Here is a 20,249-nt window from a genome sequence, read left to right on the forward strand (position 1 = left end):
TAAACAAGACTTTTGGATGTGTTCGTTTTGTTTACAATACGATTTTGTATACTGCAAATAAATTTTATGAAGAAACTGGAAAAAATAAAATAATTACACCTGCCAGTTTGAAAAGTGAAAATCAATTTTTGAAAGAAGTAGACAGTTTGGCACTTTCAAATGCTCAATTGAATGTAAAACGATCATTTACGAATTTCTTTCAGAAGAGAGCGAAGTTTCCGAGGTTCAAATCTAAAAAGAATAGTGTTAAAAGTTACACGACAAATTGTGTGAATAATTCAATACGAATTGAGAAAAATAAATATTTGGTTTTGCCAAAATTGAAAAGAGTAAAATTGAAATATCATAGAGAAATACCAAAAAATTATAGAATAAAGTCGGTAACACTAACAAATAGTAATGGAAATTACTATGTTTCTGTTTTGACAGAATTTGAAAAAGAAATTCAAAAAGTGCCGACTAATGATAAAGTAATTGGGCTTGATTTTTCAATGTCTGAATTATTTGTCAGTTCTGAAAACCAAAGAGCTGATTATCCAAGATATTTTAGGATGTTGGAGAAAAAATTGAAAAAATTACAGAAATCATTGTCAAGAAAAGTGAGATTTTCTAAAAATTGGTATAAGCAAAAAGCAAAAATATCAAAATTGCATGAGTATATCAAGAATTGTCGAAGGGATTTTTTGCATAAATTATCGAAAAAATTGTCTGAAGAATATGATGCTGTGGTTGTTGAGGATTTGAATATGAAAGGGATGAGCCAGGCATTAAATTTTGGTAAAAGTGTAGGAGATAATGGATGGGGAATGTTTTTGAGGATGCTTGAGTACAAGTTGATGTTTTTAGGGAAACAATTTTTAAAAATAGATAAGTGGTTTCCGTCATCGAAAACTTGCAGTAAATGTGGAAATGTTAAAGAGGAACTGAAATTGTCAGAAAGAAGCTATAGATGTGAGTGCTGTGGAATTGAGATTGATAGGGATTATAATGCGGCACTGAATATAAAAAACATTGGGAAATTGATGTTGGAATATTAGAAAAATAAAAAAAGACAGGGTAGGAACTATCCGAAGAGCTTGGTAAATATATTTGGCTAACAGAAGCAGATACTTCCCAAGAAGCTTCCGCTTCTAAAAGCGGGAGTAGTTCACTTGGAAATATTGGATTTGCAGAATATACGATTAAAGATGGAAAAGTTTATTGGGATGATGAACTTGTCGTGAAATATGTAAATGGGGTATTCAATCAGTACAATAAATTTTTACCTGATGTGGAAAGTTTTAAAATATTAAAAGATGGGTCAAGAGATAAAGGAACGATTTATTATAAAGTTTTACAGGAAGCATTAGAAAGGGAATTAGAAATAGATTAAAATAAATATTTTATAAATCACGGTTATTAATTCAGCTGTGATTTTTTTTAAAGAGAATGTGGTATAATTTAAATGAGATTAAATTTTAAAATAGAGAGAGGGAGAATGGTATGAGAAAGTTTAAAATTTTATTTTTAATGTTATTAGGGATATTTGGATTAAATTCTTGTGTTGCATTAGGAGTGGCAGCTGGTGTGGGATATGCAGTACCGTGGGTTGTAGCAATTTCATGTAGTGAGTTTGGAGTATGTTCTGAACCAAAGTTTAGAACTCCAAAACAAATTGAAAGAGATGAAAAACTAAAATTGAAAAAAGAAATAGAGGAAAAAAATTATATTCAGAATACAATTTTGAGTAAAAGAAAAAATAAAGAAATTTTTGAAAATATTTCAATATTGATGCCTGAAAAACTTGAGTTTAGAAAAGTAAAAGAACCTAGAGAATATGAGTACAGTAATGTAATCTCAGAATTATATGACAAAGAAAAGAAAAATTTATTTTTACAAAGATTGTTTATAGTTGAAAAAGATAAAAAAGATTTTGAAAAAATAATTAATGATGGGAAAGATGAAAAATATAAAGAATATTATGAAAAAGAAAAAACCGAATACAAATTAAGATTATTATCAACTGATGTAGAAAAAATAGGAGAAAATGCGTATAAGATTACTGAAAAACTTGAAATGTCAAATGAACCAATAGTTAAAATAACATATGTTAAAATACTAAAAGAAGGTGTCTATGTTATTGGAAATGAAAATTCAAAAGATATTTTTTTAGCATTATTTGGAAAATAAAATATTGATTAATTAAAAAATTACTGAAACAAAAAAATTTTAGACTTTTTAAACAATGTTTAATTACCATTTCTTTTTAAAATTTAAAGTTATAAAAATATTCTAATTTTTTTCAAGTTTCTTAAAAATAAGAATAAATATATTGGATAAAAATTAAAAATAAGGTATAATTTTAATGAAATATAAAAAATAAAAGAAAGAGAGTTGGTAGTCATGAAAAAAATCAGGATACTGCTATTATTTGCTCTAGTTATGATTTTTAGTGCGAATTTATTGGCGAATGACTGGGAATTTGGGTCGGAAGGTGGGCATATTGTGCCGATGAATGTGTCGAATGTTTCTATAAAGAGTGAGAGGCTTCGTTTTAAATTGGAAAAATTTAGGTCGGAGTATGGGACGATAGGCAATGAAATGGTGGTAACTGTTAGATTTGTATTCGATAGTCCTGAAGCTGGGGAGAGATATATTGGATTTATTACGCCTGAAGGTGGGAATGAAGCATGGGATGAAAGAGATCATTTCAAGGATTTTAAGACTTCTGTCAATGGACAAAGTGTGAGTACAAAAGCGTATAGATTGACTGATTTTGCACCGAAAGATGTAAAACAACTGGAAGAAGTTAAAAAATATTTTAAGGAATACGATGAAGAAAAGATACTAAAAGAATATGAATATTACAAAAAGAGTTATGTTTACTATTTTAAGGCTAATTTTAAAAAGGGAGAAAATGTAGTTGAGCATAGTTATCATTATGATGGAAGTAGTGGTGTTGGAACCGTTGATTTCAACTATGTTTGGTCGACTATTTCAAAATGGAAAAATCAGAAGGTGGATGATTTTGAAGTGATTGTTGAGCCAGGAGATGCTCTTATTGCAATGCCTGTGATAAAGACAAAAGATGGGAAAGAAATAAAATGGCAATTGGCTGGAGAAGGAAATGTTGATTATGCTTACAAAGAAAACTATGAAACAAATGAGCCATACAAAGTTCTTTATGCAAAATTAAAAAAAGGTTATTTATATTTTAAAACAAATAATTTCAAGCCTAAAGAAGAATTTGAATTGACAGAAATAGAAGGTTTGAGAGTTAATTATGTATTTCCTGATAAAACGGAAAAAGGTTTTAAATTTAAAGATGATTTGACAGACGATGCCTATGCGATAAAATATTTAGATAAAGATGAAATAAAAGATATTTCAGATGAAGAATTGAAAATAATGAGAAATTATCCTTATGCGATGGCAGGTTATGATTTTTCAGACAAAAAATTGAAAGACTATTTTTCAAAATTTTTGTGGTATGTGCCAACTGGAAAAGATGTGAAATTGGGAGAAGCTGATTATGAGTATGTTAAAGATGTGGATAAAGTTATAAATGATAGGAAGAATGGAAGTAGATAATTTGAAGATAGAAAAAGGTTACGGGATTTTATTGTAGCCTTTTTTGTTTTGGGAAAAGATGTTATAATAAGTGTAAAATAAAAATTGGGAGATAAAATTGGATATTGAAGTTAAATTGAATGAAGGTATGAAAAAATATATTTATAAAATATGGGAAAAATTGGAAAATGAAGACAGAACAGAATATGATGTTGCACTTGAAAATTATAGGAAATACTTGTTAAAGGAAACTGTAAAAAATCCTGAGGATGTTTCAGTCGTTTGTCAGTTGGCGGGAGTTTACTATTTGAGCAGGAAATGCGACGGTATAGAAATTTTAGAAACATTTTTGAAAAGGAATTTTGATATTTTAACAGAAGATGAAAAGTTTAGAATGTATGCTGATTTGGCTTATTTGTGTGAAGATAGGGGATGTATGGAAGAAAAGGCTATTGATTATCTTGAAAAAGCAATAAAAATTAATTCAAATAATGCAGACATTTATTACAGACTTTCAGCTATTTGTTTTTATGCTAAAATGTATCAAAAATCTCTTGAAAATATAGAAATTGCCTGCAAAATGAGTGATGAAGCGAAATATAGTTATGGATATGCACTGATTTTAATTCAAAATAAAGAATATAAAAAAGCTGAAAAAATTTTGGATAATTTGTTAATGGGAGACTCAAACAACATTAAATATCATTTTTACAGGGTTCTTTGTAAAATTTATTTAGGAAATAAAGATACTGAAAATATAGAAAAACTTTTGGAAAAAATAAAAGAGTTTGAAATGCTGGAGAAAACAGATTATGAAAAATATTTGAATTGGTTGACGTATGAAGGTTTTCACACGTTTGATGAAGATGTAATAAAAGATTTATATTATTTATGTGGTAATTATGAAAAATATTGTAAATATGCAGATAAAAGTAATTTTTATTTAGAAGCGAATTCCATAGCACCGTATCTTTATTCTTTAAAGCAGTTAGAAAAATTTGAAAAAATAAATAAAATAGTGAAAAAAGCTGAAAAAGAAATTTTACAAAATATTGCAGAAATAAAGACCAACGAAGAATATCAGAAAGATACAATGAAAGAAGAATTTTTGGAAATGATAGGAGATGAAAAAAAGAGATTGGAGAATATTAATTTAGTGTCGAAAAAAATATTGAATACGGATTTTAAGCCTAAGATGGAAATATTTATGTTTTTTGAAAATGAATGTTGGTTAGTGGATTGTCCACAACATTTGATAATTGATGAGGATTGAAGAAATATGAAAGGAATAAAGTTATGAAACAAACAAAAGAAGAATGGGCAAGATATATTCAGGATGAAATCAAAAAAAATGATAGTTACGATAATTATAAGCATGCGTTTGTTGAATATAAGGATTATTTGGAGGAATGTCTTTTGGAAAATCCACGAGATGTAGAAAAGGTATGTCAATTAGCGATAGCTTATTTTACAGTATATCAAGATGGAAAAACGAGTGTGAATGTATTAGAGAAGTTTTTGAAAAAATATTCAAAAGATTTAAATGATAATGAGAAGGCTGTTATTTATCAGGATTTGGCTGATTTATATGAAAAAGATGCTTATAATGATAAAATGTGTAAGTATTATTTGACAAAATTAATTAAAATGGGGAAACAATCAGTGGTTGTATGGGAAGTATTGGGAGAATATTATTTAAAAAGAAAAAAATACAAAAAGGCACTTGAATGTTTTCAGGAAATGGAAAAATTTTCAGATGAGAAGGAAATAGAAGATGATTATAATTATGGGATAACGTTGTTTTATTGTGGTTATTTTGAAAAAGCGAAAGAAATGTTATTGAGATGTTATGAAAAGGAACCTGAAAGTGCAGGAATTTTATATGCATTGGCACTGTGCTTACATTATACCAATGATAAAAAATTGGCTGAGCCAATTCTGGATAAATTGTTAGAGAAAGTGTCGTTAGAGAAATATTATTATGATGAGCAAATTTTATTTGAAGAACTTATAGACTTATATTATTTATTTGAAGAATACGATAGGTGTGTCTTGGTTTTTGAAAAAGAGATAGATGAACTTGACTGGGAAGAACGTTTTTATTATAATATGCGTTTTTCATTTTATTTTTACAGTTTAAAAAAATTAGGAAATTTTAAGAAAGCAGAAAACAAATTGTCAGAATTGATTCAAAAACATAATAAGTATATTGAAAAGATTAAAATTGGAGAAATTTATGACAAAAAATACTGGAATGAAGAAGAGATTGATGAATTTATTGAAGAAGAAAAGAATGAAATAAAAAAGATTTTGGAGATATATAAAAAGATAATGAATAGTAATTATAAGCCTCAAAATACAAAAATAAATTTAGAAAAAATGTATAAAACTTGCTATTTAGTTGATTGTCCAATGCATCAGAAATTAGATTAGGAGGAAAATTGGAAAAACAAAAAAATTTAGAAAGAAAAACGATAAAAGAATGGATAAAATATATTCAAGAAAAAATTAGAAATAATAGTGATTATGATTCTGTTTATGAAGAGTATAAAATATTTTTGGAAAATAAATTAAAAGAGAATCCACGAGATGTAGAAAAAGTATGTCAATTAGCGGCAGTTTACAATGAATTAAATTATCAATGGGATGATATTTATAAATTATTGAATGAATTTATTAAAAAATATGAAAATGAATTGACTAATGAGGAAAAATCACGGATTTATACTAATTTAGGTTTTTATTATGATGATCAGAGAGATGGTAGTAAGAGAGCGATTAGAACTTTGAGAAAGGCTGTGGCGTTTAATCCAAATAATTCTAAGGCTTATTATGGGCTTGGAGCCGATTATTATGGTGCTGGGAAATACGATAAGTCTGAAGAAATGTATAAAAGAGCCTGTGAATTAGAAAATAATCCGATTTATAAGTTTGAATATGCGAATTTGCTGATGGTTAATGGAAAATATGAAGAGGCGAAAATAATTTTGGAAGAATTAATAAAAAAAGATTTTGAATTTGAAAAAGAGGATTTTGCTAAGATAAAATATAGTTATATTGCAAATAAAATTCAATTAAAGGAATTTGAAAATATTGAGGATGAAATTAATGAATTGATGTTGGAAACTACTAATAATGATGATTTTTTTGTGGAAGAATTTGCAGAGCTATATTATTTGGTGGGAAGTTATGAGAAAAGCCGAAAAATTTATTCAAAGTTAAAAATACAAGATTATCAATTTCCAGCTTGGTGGCTGAGATTCTATTTTTATTCTCTAAAGCAGTTAAATGAAATAGAAAGATTACAAGAAAATTTTAAAATAGTTTTGAAGATTAAAGATGAAGAAGTAGAGAGCATTAAAAATGGAGAATTTTTAACAGAATGTACGAAATCGTATAAAAAAGAAGAAATTAGGGAGATAAAAAGGCAAATAAAGAATTTGAAGGCGGAGTATGAAAAAATATTGAAAACAGATTATAAACCAGAAGTAAAAATTTATCCTAAATTTTTATATGACTGTTTTTTGATAGATTGTCCACGACATCAAAAATTAGATAAATAAAGTTTATAATTTTTGTAAATTAAGTTGAGGCAATATTAAATTTCTTTATAATTAAAAAAAATCAAATATTTCAGATTAAGAAATTAGAGGGAAAAGAGATTCTAGAAAATTACTAAAATCTCTTCTCCATTATCCCAATTTTCTTAACAAAATAAACATTCCCATCTTCCCTATATTCCAAAAGCATCGGATAAATTTCAACACCATTTTCCATTGCTTCATAAAAAGTTTCAGAAAACTCTCTGTCGATAATATGTTCGGGTGCGAAAATTTCAGATTTTCTGAATATCAAAATAAAAACTGCTGTCCGAAAGCCTTCTTTTTTAAGTTCCATAAGTTCTCTCAAATGTTTTAAGGCACGAATTGAAGGAGAGCCAGGAAATTGAGCAATTTTTCCGTTTACCAAAGTACAACCTTTTACTTCAATGAAAATTTTTTCTTTTTCATTTTCTAAATAAAAATCGAGTTTGCTATTATTATGCTTAATTTCAGGTTTTATATACGAAGGTTCTCCAAATGGAGAAATTTCATTATCGTAAAATATGGCTTCTGTAATATATCGATGAAAAGCCGTATTTATAAGAATAATCTCTCCATGAACTTTCACTGCTATAATATCCCATTTAGTTTTACGATTTTCATTATTTGCCTTTTTTATCAACAATTCTGCACCATCAATCAATAATTCTGTCAATCTTCCAGTATCGTGCAAATGAGCAAAGTCTTCTCCTGAATATTCTTCATTTTCAGAATCCTTAAATTCAAATCTAACAGTAAAACGAGTCACTCTTTCCTTAAAATTTACAATTTTGTCATAGTTTATCGTATAAAGAATTTTATTTTTTTTCATATATTTTTCCTTTTTTTAGTATTTTTGATTTTAGGATAACATATTTGAAGTTAGGGAGCAAGAAAATTTTATAAAATTGTAAATATTGATTTAAAAATAGGAAAAATTTATTTTTTAGATTTAATATTGCAAGAAAATATGATAAAATACATTTATAAGAAAGATATAAAGTAAATCAGAAATATAAATATTCAAGGAGGAAACAAGAAAATGAAAGTATTAATCGTAGGAGCAGGTGGAAGAGAACATGCAATTGCTTGGAAAATATCTCAAAATGAAAAGGTAGAGAAAATATTTATAGCACCAGGAAATGCAGGAGCTGAGTTGTTGCCAAAAGCTGAAAATGTGAATTTATCGAATAATATAGACGAGTATGTTAAATTTGCTAAGGAAAATAATATTGATTTGACATTTGTTGGAAGTGAAGAATTATTGGTAGCTGGGATTGTTGATGAATTTCATAAAAATGGGTTGAAAATTTTTGGGCCTAATAAACAAGCAGCAATTCTTGAAGGAAGCAAGGCTTATTCTAAAGATTTTATGAAAAAATATGGGATAAAAACTGCTGTTTATGAAATTTTTGATAATGCTGAAAAAGCGAAAGAATTTTTGAATAATTGGAAAGATTTTCCTGTAGTTGTAAAAGCTAGTGGTCTTGCGGCTGGGAAAGGTGTAATTATTGCTCAAAATCTTGATGAGGCGATAAAAGCGGTTGATGATATAATGATTGATGAAAAATTTGGAGATGCTGGAAATCAAGTTGTAATTGAAGAATTTTTGGATGGAGTAGAAGCTTCAATACTTTCATTTACAGATAGCAAAGTTATTGTACCATTGTTATCAGCAAAAGATCACAAAAAAATTGGGGAGAATGAAACTGGATTAAATACAGGTGGAATGGGAGTTATAAGCCCTAATCCTTATGTGACAGATGAAGTTTTTGAAAGTTTTAAAAATGATATCATGAATCCAACTTTAAAGGGAATACAAGCTGAAGGAATGGATTTTGAAGGTGTAATTTTCTTTGGACTAATGATTACGGCAAAAGGTGTTTACTTGCTTGAATACAATATGAGATTGGGAGATCCTGAAACTCAAGCTGTTTTACCATTATTGGAAAATGACCTGTTAGAATTGGTGGAATATTCATTTGACAAAAAATTATCGGAATTAAATGTTACTTGGAAACCGCTTCATGCTTGTTGTGTTGTAGGAGCTGCAGGAGGATATCCAGAAACTTACAGAAAAGGTGATGTTATAACTGGAATTGAAAATGCTTCAGATAATGAATTGGTATTTATCGCAGGAGCTAAATTTGAAGATGGAAAATTCAAGACTAATGGTGGAAGAGTATTGAATGCCGTTGCATTTGGAAAGACATTGGATGAAGCTAAGGAAAATGCTTATAAATTGTTGAATAAAATTAAATTTGATGGAATGTATTTTAGAAAGGATATTGGTAGAATTAAGTAAATAATAATGCAAAAAGCTGTTTTAATTTTAGAACAGTTTTTTGTTTTATACTGTGTTTTTATTTAACATTATCTCTAAATAGTTAAACCTTTTTAACAACTATATGTATTTGGAACTTAATAAAGTCAATGTCTTAAAGTAACCTTCTTATTAGGAAATGAATAAAATATAATTTTTATTTTTCAAATATGATTTAGTATTAAATATTTGATTTGCAAATTGAAAAATGTGTGATATAATTTAAAAAAATAGATTAGTCAAAACTAAAGTTTGAATACAATAATTATAGCTTTAGAGTTTGAATTTACACTATAACTAAAAATGAAAAAAAGGTGAATATTTTGAGTAAAAAAAAATTTAATCAATACAGGAAAATAAAACTTTATATTGCAGTTTGTTTTTGGATATTTTCGTTGCCAATGGCTGCTAATGGAAATAAAAATAATGAAAAGAAGCTTAGCGGAAATAAAATTGAGGATGAGGCAGTAAAAATTGATATTATTATCAATAAAAATAGTAATACTGATTTTGAAAATGAAGATAAAGATTTAAAAAAAAATAATGAGGAAGATGGGAATTTAATTTATTTGGACCAGCTTCAAGATGAAGAAGAGGAAAAAGATCAGAAAAAATTAGAAAAAACTAATAAAATTGAACGCTTTATAAAAAAAATAGATGAAAGAGTTAATCCAATCATAAAATTTCAGACATCAAAAAGTTATGGAACATGGTATTTAATAAAAACAGATGATAATTCGGAGAAAAACTTGAAAAATGTAAGATATGATTTTTTACAAGAAGAAAATGGATATCATATTGTAAAAAGTTATTTTGATCCACAAACAGATAAATGGAACGAAGAAATAAATAGAGGTTGGATTGAAGAAAAAAAAGGAAATGTGTATTTGGATATTGAAAAAAAATATTTTAAAAATAATAGAAATGAAATTATATTTTTTGATAAAAATTATCGTTATATGATTATAAGGTATAATAATGGTGTTACAAGAGTTTTTTCACGTTATCCGAATAATAATAAAATTTCACTCGAAGGCGAAGAACTGGATGAATTTGAAAAAATTGTAAAAAATAAAAATACTCTTGACAATCTTGATTATGATATCAATATGAAAAGTATTCGAGAAATTGAAAATGAAAAGAAAAAAGCTGAATTAAAAAATAAAACAGATGATTTAGAAAGAAGATTGAGTGAAAATCCTGAAAGCGTATTTCAAATTGATACAATTGGTGCAAAAAGAGAATTTGAGAGAAGAATGAGAAAAGAGGGAATGACAAGGTTTGAAACTAAGGATGGAACTAAAAGTGTAGAAGTTATTGAGCTTAATGATGAGGATTTAAAAAATAAAAATAAAATAGAAAATAATGGTAAAGATACAAAAAAATGAAAAAATTAATTGAAAAAGTTCACATTAATTGAAATTTGTAGACTTTTACAAATAAAAATACTGAATATTTGGGAGAAAAAAATGAAAAATACATTGAAAATTACTTATGTTATAATATTTTTAATATTGTTTATGTGTCTGTCACTCTTTTTTAACTTCTTTTTTGCAAAAAGGGAGTATAAAAATGTTAATGTAAATGTAAAAAAAGGAACAAATTTTATACAAATTTATAAAGACTTAAAATTGAATTATGGAATTATGGATAGAATATATCTAAAATTAAATGGTGGAAATATAAAGTTAAAAGTGGGAACTTATAAATTTAATGGAAAATATTCAAAATATGAAATTATAAAAAAAATAAAGAATAGTGAAACTAATGGAATAAGACTTACAATTCCTGAAGGATTTACATCAAAGCAAGTATTTGCACGTATGGAAGCACTTGAATTAGGAAATGCTCAGGAAATAAACAAGGCTTTAAGTGAAGTTGATTTTCCGTATCCACACGAAAATAATAATTTTGAGGGATATTTTTATCCTGAAACTTATATTTTTTCTGAAAATGTTACAACTAAACAAGTTATTAAAACTATTCTTGATGAATTTTTGAAAAAATTTCCACCTGAAAAATATCCTGATAAACAGAAGTTTTATGATAATTTGAAGCTGGCTTCTATTGTGGAGGCAGAAGTGCCTGATGCGGCAGATAAGCCAATAGTTGCTGGAATATTTTTGAAAAGGCTGGAAATTGGGATGAAATTAGAATCGGATGCTACATTAAAATATGAATTGGGAAGACAGGCTACAAGAAATGATTTAAAATCTCAAAATACGGCATATAATTCGTATAAAGTTAAAGGATTACCTCCAACACCAATTGGAAATCCTCCACTTGAAACTTTTAAAGCTGTGTTAAATGCTAAAAAAACTGATAATTTGTTTTTCTTTACATATAAGGGAAAAACATATTATTCAAAAACACACGAAGAACATTTGAAAAAACGTCGTGAAAGTGGACAATTAAAATAAATACTACAAAGTGAAAGTATGTCATAAGTTAATAATAACATTAAAAATTAGGAATAAATTAATGGAAAGAATAAAAAAAATAGAAAAAAAAATATTAAAAAGATCAACAGAAATTATTGAAAAAAATTTGATTTCTAAAGGAGATAAAATTCTTATTGCGTTTTCTGGAGGGCCTGATTCAGTTTTTCTTTATTATTTTCTAAAATTTTTAAAAAATCAAATTCCAATAGAAATTTCAATTGTTTATGTTAATCATAATTTGCGTTATGACGTTGAAGACGATTTGGAATTTGTAAAAAAATTTGCAGTTGAAAATAATATTAATTATTATATTCAAAGTGTCGATGTAAAAAAATATTCAAAAGAAAATAAAAAATCAGTAGAATTGGCAGCTAGAGAATTGCGGTATGAAGCAATTGAGAATGTTAGAAAAAAAATTGGCTATAATAAAATTGCGACAGGACATAACACGGATGATAATATAGAAACCTTTATCTTTCGTATTTTACGTGGTACATCAATGGCTGGGTTAAAAGGTATTCCAGAAATCAGGGAAAATATAATAAGACCAATTTTAAGATTTGAAAAGCATGAAATTTTATCTTTTTTGAAAACTAAAGGACAAAAATATTTGATTGATTATACAAATAATGAGAATAATTATACAAGAAATTTTATCCGCAATAAAATTTTTCCTTATTTTGAGAAGATTAATCCAGACTTTAGAAAAAAAGTGGAATCTTTAATTGTGGAAATTAACGACAGAGAACTTGATAAAACAGAAGATTTTGAGATAAAAAAAAATAGAATCTTGAAGGAAGGAAAATTTGCTACGAAAGATGAGTTAAGTTTATTTTTAAAAAAAAATAATGTGCAAATTTCAAGGGAGAAAATTAATCAAATTTTTGAATGTTTTTTTACTAAAAACGGAGAATTGAAAAGTGCAGGAACAAAAGAATTTTATTTGGGAGAAAATAAAATTTTGAAAAATGTTTATGGAGAATTAGAAATAGAGGAAATTGAAAATAAAAATAAATCAGAAAATTTAAAAAAAGATAAAAGTGGAATATTATCTGATAAAACCATAATTTTAAAGGAAAATCAAAGTATTAAATGGTATAATTACAAAATAATATTGTATAAAAATATTAAAGATTTAAAAAAAAATTTTGTAAATGATGAAACTACAAATTATACTTTTTTTGAAATTAATGATGAAGTAAAAAATGGAGAATTTTTTGTTAGAAGTAGAACAAATGGAGATAGAATTCTTTTAAAAAATTTGGGACACAGAAAAATAAAAAAAATATTAATTGATGAAAAGGTTCCAAAATGGGAAAGAGATTTTGTTCCAATTATAGAAGTCAAGTTTTTTAAAGCTCAAGATAATTTTAAAATTTTAAATAATAAGATGAATGTACAAAAATCAAAAAGTGAAATTAAAAATAATAGTGAGTTGACAGAAATTTTGGCGGTTTCAGATATAAGATTTTCAAAATTTTTAAAAAAAATCGAAGAAATTGAAATAAAAAAATTAAAAAAAGAGAGTAAAAGTAAATTATTAATAATAGGGAGGAAAAATGGCAGAAAAAGATAAAAACGATATTAGAAAGCGATTAGAAGAGTTGCGAAAAGATAACAATAGAAAAAATAATAGACAGAATGACGGAAATAAATCTCCGTTTTCAGGTTTTTTGTTTTTTATTTTTGTAGTGTTGTTATTCACTTTTACAGCAATATTTCATCAGGATATACAAACTTATTTCCAAGCTAAAAAGGAGATTTCCTATACGGAATTTGTAAATAGGACACAAGCTGGGGATTTTAGTGAAATAAATGAAAAAGATGACAAATTAATTGCACAAACTCGTGAAAATGGAAGAGACACTCTTTATTTTACAAAGAAAATAACAGATAGAGTTGGGAATGAACCGATTATTATTAACGCAATTGAACGTAAAAAAGTAAAATTAAATTCGTTGCAGCCATCAGGAGGAAGTTTCTTTTTGTTACTTCTAGGACAGTTTTTACCAATGATTATAATGATTGCTCTTATGGTTTATCTGGCTAGAAAAATGGTTGGAGGTTCACAAGGTGGAGGACCTGGAAATATTTTTGGATTTGGAAGATCAAGAGTTAATAAAATTGATAAAAAGCCTGACGTAAAATTTGATGATGTTGCGGGTGTTGATGGAGCAAAAGAGGAGTTACGAGAAGTTGTTGATTTCTTAAAAAATCCTGAAAAATATACAAAAGCTGGAGCAAGAGTGCCTAAAGGTGTACTTTTATTAGGAAGACCTGGAACAGGGAAGACATTGCTTGCAAAAGCCGTAGCTGGTGAATCTGGGGCTTCATTCTTTAGTATTTCAGGTTCGGAATTTGTGGAAATGTTTGTTGGAGTTGGAGCTTCACGTGTAAGAGATTTATTTGAAAAAGCTAAGGAATCTAGTCCGTCAATTATATTTATTGATGAAATTGATGCTATTGGTAGAAGAAGAAGTGTTGGAAAAAATAGTGGAAGCAATGACGAAAGAGAACAAACATTGAATCAATTACTTGTTGAAATGGATGGATTTGAAACTGATACAAAAGTTATTGTACTTGCAGCAACGAATAGAGAAGATGTACTTGATCCTGCATTATTGCGTGCTGGACGTTTTGATAGACGTGTAACAGTTGATGCACCTGATTTACAAGGACGTATTGCAATATTAAAAGTTCATTCAAGAAACAAAAAACTTTCTAAAGATGTAAGACTTGAAGACATTGCTAAAATAACTCCAGGATTTGTTGGAGCTGATTTGGCTAACTTGTTAAACGAAGCGGCTATTTTGGCGGCAAGAAGAGCTAGCGATACAATAAAAATGGCTGATTTGGATGAAGCTGTAGATAAAATTGGAATGGGACTTGGACAAAAAGGTAAAATTATTAAACCTGAAGAGAAAAAATTGTTGGCTTATCACGAAGCTGGACATGCTATTATGACTGAATTGACACCAGGAGCTGATCCTGTTCATAAGGTCACAATAATTCCTAGAGGTGAAGCTGGAGGATTTATGATGCCGCTTCCTGAAGAAAAATTAGTAACTACAAGTAGACAAATGTTAGCTGAGATAAAAGTTTTGTTTGGTGGTCGTGCAGCAGAAGAAATTGGATTAGAAGATGTAAGTACAGGAGCTTATTCTGATATAAAACGTGCTACGAAAGTTGCAAGAGCTTATGTTGAAAGTGTTGGAATGAGTAAAAAGTTAGGGCCAATTAACTTTGAAAATTCTGATGATGAATATTCATTTGCTCCTAACAAGAGTGATGAGACAGTTAGAGAAATTGATCTTGAAATAAGAAAAATTTTAACTGAAGAATATCTTAACACTTTAAATACTTTGCATGATAATTGGAGTAAATTGGAAGAAGTAGTAGCATTATTATTAAAAAAAGAAACTATTACTGGAGATGAAGTTAGACAGATTATCAAAGGTAAAACAGCTAAACAAATTTTAACTGAAGCTGAAAATATTAATAAAGAATCTGAAAAGATAGAAGAAGTTAAAGAAGTAAAACCTAAAGAAGAAATTGAAAATAATGCAAATTTAGAAGATAAAGTAACGGAAAATGATAAAGATTTTGAAGAAAAAAATAAAACTGAAAAATTGGCTGAAGCTGTGAGAGAAATTACTGGAAAAGAAGATGAAATCTTAAAAGAAAATGATTCACAGCCAGAAGAAAAAAAAGATGATTCTGAAAATGATAGTGAAAATAAAAAAGATGATGATTCAGATGACTTTTCTGGAAGTGATGACAATTCTGATAATAATAAAGATAATCAAAATGAAGATTCAGATGACAAAACTTCTGCTAATGGTAAAAAGAAAAAAAATAATTTTAAATTACCTAGTTTTATGGAATAAAGTAATAATTTAAAGAAATAAAAAATATAAGTCTTTAAACAAAAATAATTTGCAATCTTGAGAAGTAACATAGGAAAACTTTGTTATTTCTCTTTTTTTTATAGAAAATTTATAGTATAATACAATGGAATTAAATTTGAGAAAATTTGAATCTTGTATAAATTTTTTTTAAACTAATACTAAATCCCTTTTAAAAATAGGTTTATATCCTTTATTAAAAAAGTTTGTAATAAATTCGTTATTCAAATGGGGTTTAGTATAAATAGAAAAACCAAAATTTCTATTTTTAGATGGAATTATACTTAAATAAACTCAGGAGTTGAGTAGAATAATTGTAACTTTTGAGTCCAGTTTTAAATTAGTTTTATTATAAGTGTCGGTAAAGGAGGCAAATCAAATGAAAAAAATAATTTTGATAATAGCAGTTTTGCTAGTAGTAATAGTAAGTTGTTCAAAATCTGGAAAGGAAAATAAAAAAGGTAAAAAGCTAAATTCAACAGCAGTTAAAAGACCAGATATTTTAAAAATGAGTTATGAAGAATATATGAAGCAAAGGATGGCAGATACTCGAAGGGATGCCCTGCCAGAAGATATAGTTGGGCAAATGGAGAAAGCTTGGAAGTCAGAAATTTACAAGCTTTATAATTTACTTTTGGGTGAATTATCTGATAAAGAAAGGGAAAGACTGCGTTTGGATGAAAAAGAATGGGAAAAAAAGATAAATACTGAATCTAAAGAGAAAAGATTAGAAAAGACAGAAAAAAGAGCAATAGAAATGGCAAGAAGATATGACAGAATACGAAAAAAATATTAACTTTTTAACTAATTAAAAATTTTAGATAAAATAAAAATATTATTTATGTTTTAAGTTGTATTTTCTATAATAAAAAAATACTAAAAAAATTACAAAAGTGACAAAAAATATTTGCACTTTTAAAATGATATGGTATAATACTAATAGTGAGGTATAAATAGTGAGTAAGTTTTTTTTATTTAAAAAAAATAAAACGATTTTTGTTATGATTTTGTTACTTTTTAGTCAAACAATATTTTCTATAACTTTTAAATATGATACTGGAGAAAATTTGGTGACTAAAAAAAAAGAAGAAGATGCTAAGGAAAAGCAGATAAAAGCAATACTTAATGCTATTCGAAATCATAATAATAAATATGTACAATTCTATCTTGCAACTAAAAAAAATATCAAGAACCGTAAAGAGTTGATGAGTGAATATATAAATAGACCTGCAGGAGTGTATGGAGTAGATTTGGATGAATCATCACTAATTAGTGGAGAAGGGTCAAAATTAATTGATATAAATTCTAGAAGCAAGGATGGATATACACCAATTATAGTTGCTATTGAAGCAAAAAATCAGGAAATTTTACAACTTTTAATTGAAAATGGGGCAAATTTATACGAAAGACATCCAGTCTTTAATAGGACAACCGTTGGAACAGCTGCGTATTATGAAAATGAAGAAGCAGTAGAAACATTACTAAAAAAAGATCCTAAACTTGCAAATATTGGAAGTACAGTAGATGGATGGACTCCACTTGAAGATGCAACATTAAAGGCAAATGTAAAAATTGTAAAAGTTCTATTGCAATATGGAGCTAATCCTACAATTACAGATAAACATGGCGGAACTCCGATGGATATGGCAACAAAGTTTGGAAAAGGAGAAATTGTTAAAATATTGAGAGATCACATAAAGGCTAATAGAAGTAAATATTATAAATAAATTTGTTTTATAATTTAGATGAATGTTTAATTATAATCAAAAATTTTATGTGATGATATATTTAATTTATAATAAAATATAGAAGGTTATAATTATAAATTTAAGTTATTGAGTAGATTTTATAATATAAAATTCTGTTCGATTTTAGAAAAATATGAAAATTTATTAAGGTTTGTTTGCGAAAAAAAAATTATATATAGAGGAGAAAAAAATGAAAAGAATGACAGGGATTGGTGCTTCTGAAGGAGTATCTATAGGTAAAGTATTACTTTTTATAACAGAAGAAATTGCTGTACCAGAAACTAAGGATGAAAACTCAACAATTGAAGCTGAACTTGCAAAATTAGAAAGCGGATTAAAAAAATCTAAAACTCAATTAATTGCAATTAGAGAAAAAGTAAAAGAAAAAATGGGAGAAGATAAAGCAGCAATTTTTGATGGTCATATTATGCTTCTTGAAGATGATGATCTAATAACAGAAGTTGAAGATAAAATTAAAGGAGATGGACTTCCAGCTGCAAAAGCATTGCATGATGGAATTAACGAATATTGTGATATGATTTCACAATTGGATGATCCATATTTAAGAGAAAGAGCTGCTGATTTACAAGATATAGGTAAAAGATGGCTTAAAAACTTGTTAGGTATAAAAATTCATGATTTAAGCAATTTGGAGCCAGGAACTATAGTTGTAACTGAAGATTTAACTCCATCTGACACAGCCCAATTAGACTTAGAAAATTGTATAGGATTTATTACAGAAGTTGGAGGGAAAACAGCTCACTCTGCAATTATGGCAAGATCACTTGAACTACCAGCAGTAGTTGGAGTAAAAGGAGTTCTTACAGAAGTAAAAGACGGGGAAGTTGTTATTATGGATGGAGAAACAGGAGAATTATTCCTAGAACCATCAGAAGACCTTGTTAATGAATATATTAAAAAACAAGAAGCATTAAGAAAAGAAAAAGAAGAACTGAAAAAATTAATCCATGAAGATGCAATTACTATTGACGGAAGAAAAGTTGATATTTGGGGAAATATTGGAAGTCCTAATGATGTTGATGCTGTAATTGAATCTGGAGCAACTGGAATTGGACTATATAGAACAGAATTTTTATTTATGAATTCTGATCATTTCCCAACAGAAGAAGAACAATATCGTGCATATAGAATAGTTGCTGAAAAGATGCAAGGAAAACCAGTAACAATAAGAACAATGGATATTGGTGGAGATAAAGAGTTGCCATATTTAGATTTACCAAAAGAATTGAATCCATTCTTAGGATATAGAGCAATCAGAATTTCGTTGGAAAATAAAGATATGTTTAAAACTCAGTTAAAAGCTATTTTGAGAGCATCTCAATATGGACAAATTAAAATTATGTATCCAATGATAAGTTCAGTTAATGAAATCAGAAAAGCAAATGCTATTTTGGAAGAATGTAAAAAAGAACTTGATGAAATTGGAAAAATTTACGATAGAAACATAAAAGTTGGAATAATGGTTGAAACTCCTTCAACAGCTATTATAGCCTATAAATTTGCAAAAGAAGTTGACTTTTTCTCAATAGGGACAAATGATTTGACTCAATACTTCCTAGCAGTAGATAGAGGAAATGAAATGGTTTCAACTTTATATAATTCATTTAACCCTGCTGTACTAGAAGCTATTCAAAAGGTAATTGATGCTGCACATGGAGCTCATATCAGCGTAAGTATGTGTGGAGAATTTGCTGGAGATAAGAGAGCGACTAAGCTATTATTAGGTATGGGACTTGATTCATTTAGTATGAGTGCTTCGTCTGGACTAACTGTTAAAAAGATAATTAGAAATAGCAGTTATGCTGATGCACAAAAATTTAGAGATTTAATTTTGCAACAAGATACACCTGAAGACGTTGTAGCAAAATTATAGTTTATGGATTGGGAAAAGGCTAGTGATGTTATTTATTAGCCTTTTTTGTCTTTATAATTTTACGTACGTAATTTTAAAATAAAAATTGTTGATATTATTTTTTATTTAACATTTATTATTTATAGAGTTTTTTTATTAAATAAATAAAATATAATATTAATTATAGATTAAATAATATAAATAAAGGAGTGAAGAATATTGAAAGGAAAAAAAGTTGCAGTATTTTTGGCAAATGGATTTGAAGAAATTGAAGCAATTACACCAATTGATTTGCTTCAAAGAGCGGGAATTGTTGTAAATACAGTTTCAATTACAAATGATAATCTTGTGGTAAGTGCAAGAAAAGTGAAAATAACAGCTGATAAAGTTATTGGGGAAATAGATTTTTCAGAATATGATATGCTTGTAATGCCTGGTGGACCAGGAACACAAAATTATTTTAATTGTCAACTTCTTTTAGATAATGTCGTAAAGTTTTCAAAAGATGTTGAAAACAAAAAGGTTGCTGCTATTTGTGCTGCTCCTACAGTATTGGCAAGTCTTGGACTTTTGGAAGGAAAAAGTGCAGTATGCTTTCCAGCCTGTAAAAATGATTTGCTAAAAGGAAAGGCTGTATTAAAAGATGATAGAGCTGTTGTGGATGAAAATATTATAACTAGTAGAAGTGCTGGAACTGCAATGGACTTTTCTCTTGCTATTATTAGTGAACTCTTGGGTAAAGAAGAAGCCAAAAAAATTTCAGAAGAAATTGTACTTTAAAAAAGTTAGAAAATAAAAATAAAAAATTTAAAAACTTATATGGAAAAAA

General features: G+C 27.4%; 17 protein-coding genes. 16 read left to right on the forward strand and 1 reads right to left on the reverse strand.

Annotated features, from left to right (window positions below; genetic code table 11):
• From ACO409_RS03250 to ACO409_RS03280, 7 genes are all read left to right on the forward strand, one after another.
• Nucleotides 1–1,037: RNA-guided endonuclease TnpB family protein (locus tag ACO409_RS03250; RefSeq protein WP_485554777.1), on the forward strand; the 1,037-nt coding region annotated here is incomplete at its 5' end.
• A 182-nt stretch (nt 1,038–1,219) separates the two neighbouring features.
• Nucleotides 1,220–1,372: a hypothetical protein gene (locus ACO409_RS03255; RefSeq protein ID WP_485554779.1), complete on the forward strand. Its 153-nt coding sequence runs from the start codon at nt 1,220–1,222 to the stop codon at nt 1,370–1,372.
• Between the two features lie 110 nt (nt 1,373–1,482).
• Nucleotides 1,483–2,169, forward strand: coding sequence for a hypothetical protein (locus ACO409_RS03260; RefSeq protein WP_485554781.1), 687 nt, complete (start codon nt 1,483–1,485; stop codon nt 2,167–2,169).
• A 213-nt stretch (nt 2,170–2,382) separates the two neighbouring features.
• On the forward strand, nt 2,383–3,570 hold the full coding sequence (locus ACO409_RS03265; RefSeq protein WP_485554783.1) for a YARHG domain-containing protein: 1,188 nt from the start codon (nt 2,383–2,385) through the stop codon (nt 3,568–3,570).
• A 97-nt stretch (nt 3,571–3,667) separates the two neighbouring features.
• Nucleotides 3,668–4,822, forward strand: coding sequence for a tetratricopeptide repeat protein (locus tag ACO409_RS03270; RefSeq protein WP_485554785.1), 1,155 nt, complete (start codon nt 3,668–3,670; stop codon nt 4,820–4,822).
• A gap of 23 nt (nt 4,823–4,845) precedes the next feature.
• A complete protein-coding gene (locus ACO409_RS03275) occupies nt 4,846–5,982 on the forward strand; it encodes a tetratricopeptide repeat protein (protein ID WP_485554786.1) in 1,137 nt (378 codons plus the stop codon).
• Nucleotides 5,983–5,990: 8 nt separating this feature from the next.
• Nucleotides 5,991–7,112, forward strand: coding sequence for a tetratricopeptide repeat protein (locus ACO409_RS03280; protein ID WP_485554788.1), 1,122 nt, complete (start codon nt 5,991–5,993; stop codon nt 7,110–7,112).
• A 112-nt stretch (nt 7,113–7,224) separates the two neighbouring features.
• Here the strand turns inward: ACO409_RS03280 and sfsA are convergent, their stop codons facing one another.
• A complete protein-coding gene (gene sfsA, locus ACO409_RS03285) occupies nt 7,225–7,962 on the reverse strand; it encodes a DNA/RNA nuclease SfsA (protein ID WP_485554790.1) in 738 nt (245 codons plus the stop codon).
• A gap of 210 nt (nt 7,963–8,172) precedes the next feature.
• Between sfsA and purD the strand changes: the two genes are divergently transcribed.
• The 9 genes from purD (at nt 8,173) to ACO409_RS03330 (ending at nt 20,200) form a co-directional block, all read left to right on the forward strand.
• Nucleotides 8,173–9,435 (forward strand): phosphoribosylamine--glycine ligase, encoded by a 1,263-nt coding sequence (gene purD, locus ACO409_RS03290; protein WP_485554792.1) that lies wholly within the window; start codon nt 8,173–8,175, stop codon nt 9,433–9,435.
• 332 nt (nt 9,436–9,767) lie between these two features.
• Nucleotides 9,768–10,841 carry a hypothetical protein gene (locus ACO409_RS03295; RefSeq protein WP_485554794.1) on the forward strand — a complete coding sequence of 358 codons (1,074 nt, stop codon included), beginning with the start codon at nt 9,768–9,770 and terminating at the stop codon, nt 10,839–10,841.
• A gap of 81 nt (nt 10,842–10,922) precedes the next feature.
• Nucleotides 10,923–11,873, forward strand: coding sequence for an endolytic transglycosylase MltG (gene mltG, locus ACO409_RS03300; protein ID WP_485554796.1), 951 nt, complete (start codon nt 10,923–10,925; stop codon nt 11,871–11,873).
• 61 nt (nt 11,874–11,934) lie between these two features.
• Nucleotides 11,935–13,470 carry a tRNA lysidine(34) synthetase TilS gene (gene tilS / locus ACO409_RS03305; RefSeq protein WP_485554798.1) on the forward strand — a complete coding sequence of 512 codons (1,536 nt, stop codon included), beginning with the start codon at nt 11,935–11,937 and terminating at the stop codon, nt 13,468–13,470.
• The gene (gene ftsH, locus ACO409_RS03310; RefSeq protein WP_485554800.1) at nt 13,454–15,781 is read left to right on the forward strand and encodes an ATP-dependent zinc metalloprotease FtsH; all 2,328 of its coding nucleotides are present in this window, start codon (nt 13,454–13,456) and stop codon (nt 15,779–15,781) included. Before tilS ends, ftsH begins: the two co-directional genes overlap by 17 nt.
• 397 nt (nt 15,782–16,178) lie before the next feature.
• Nucleotides 16,179–16,595: a hypothetical protein gene (locus ACO409_RS03315; RefSeq protein ID WP_485554802.1), complete on the forward strand. Its 417-nt coding sequence runs from the start codon at nt 16,179–16,181 to the stop codon at nt 16,593–16,595.
• 274 nt (nt 16,596–16,869) lie between these two features.
• On the forward strand, nt 16,870–17,526 hold the full coding sequence (locus tag ACO409_RS03320; RefSeq protein WP_485554804.1) for an ankyrin repeat domain-containing protein: 657 nt from the start codon (nt 16,870–16,872) through the stop codon (nt 17,524–17,526).
• Between the two features lie 211 nt (nt 17,527–17,737).
• Complete coding sequence (gene ptsP, locus ACO409_RS03325) at nt 17,738–19,441, forward strand: phosphoenolpyruvate--protein phosphotransferase (RefSeq protein WP_485554806.1); 1,704 nt, start codon at nt 17,738–17,740, stop codon at nt 19,439–19,441.
• Between the two features lie 198 nt (nt 19,442–19,639).
• Nucleotides 19,640–20,200: a DJ-1 family glyoxalase III gene (locus tag ACO409_RS03330; RefSeq protein ID WP_485554808.1), complete on the forward strand. Its 561-nt coding sequence runs from the start codon at nt 19,640–19,642 to the stop codon at nt 20,198–20,200.
• Nucleotides 20,201–20,249: the final 49 nt, after the last annotated feature.

Source organism: Leptotrichia sp. (assembly GCF_057270615.1).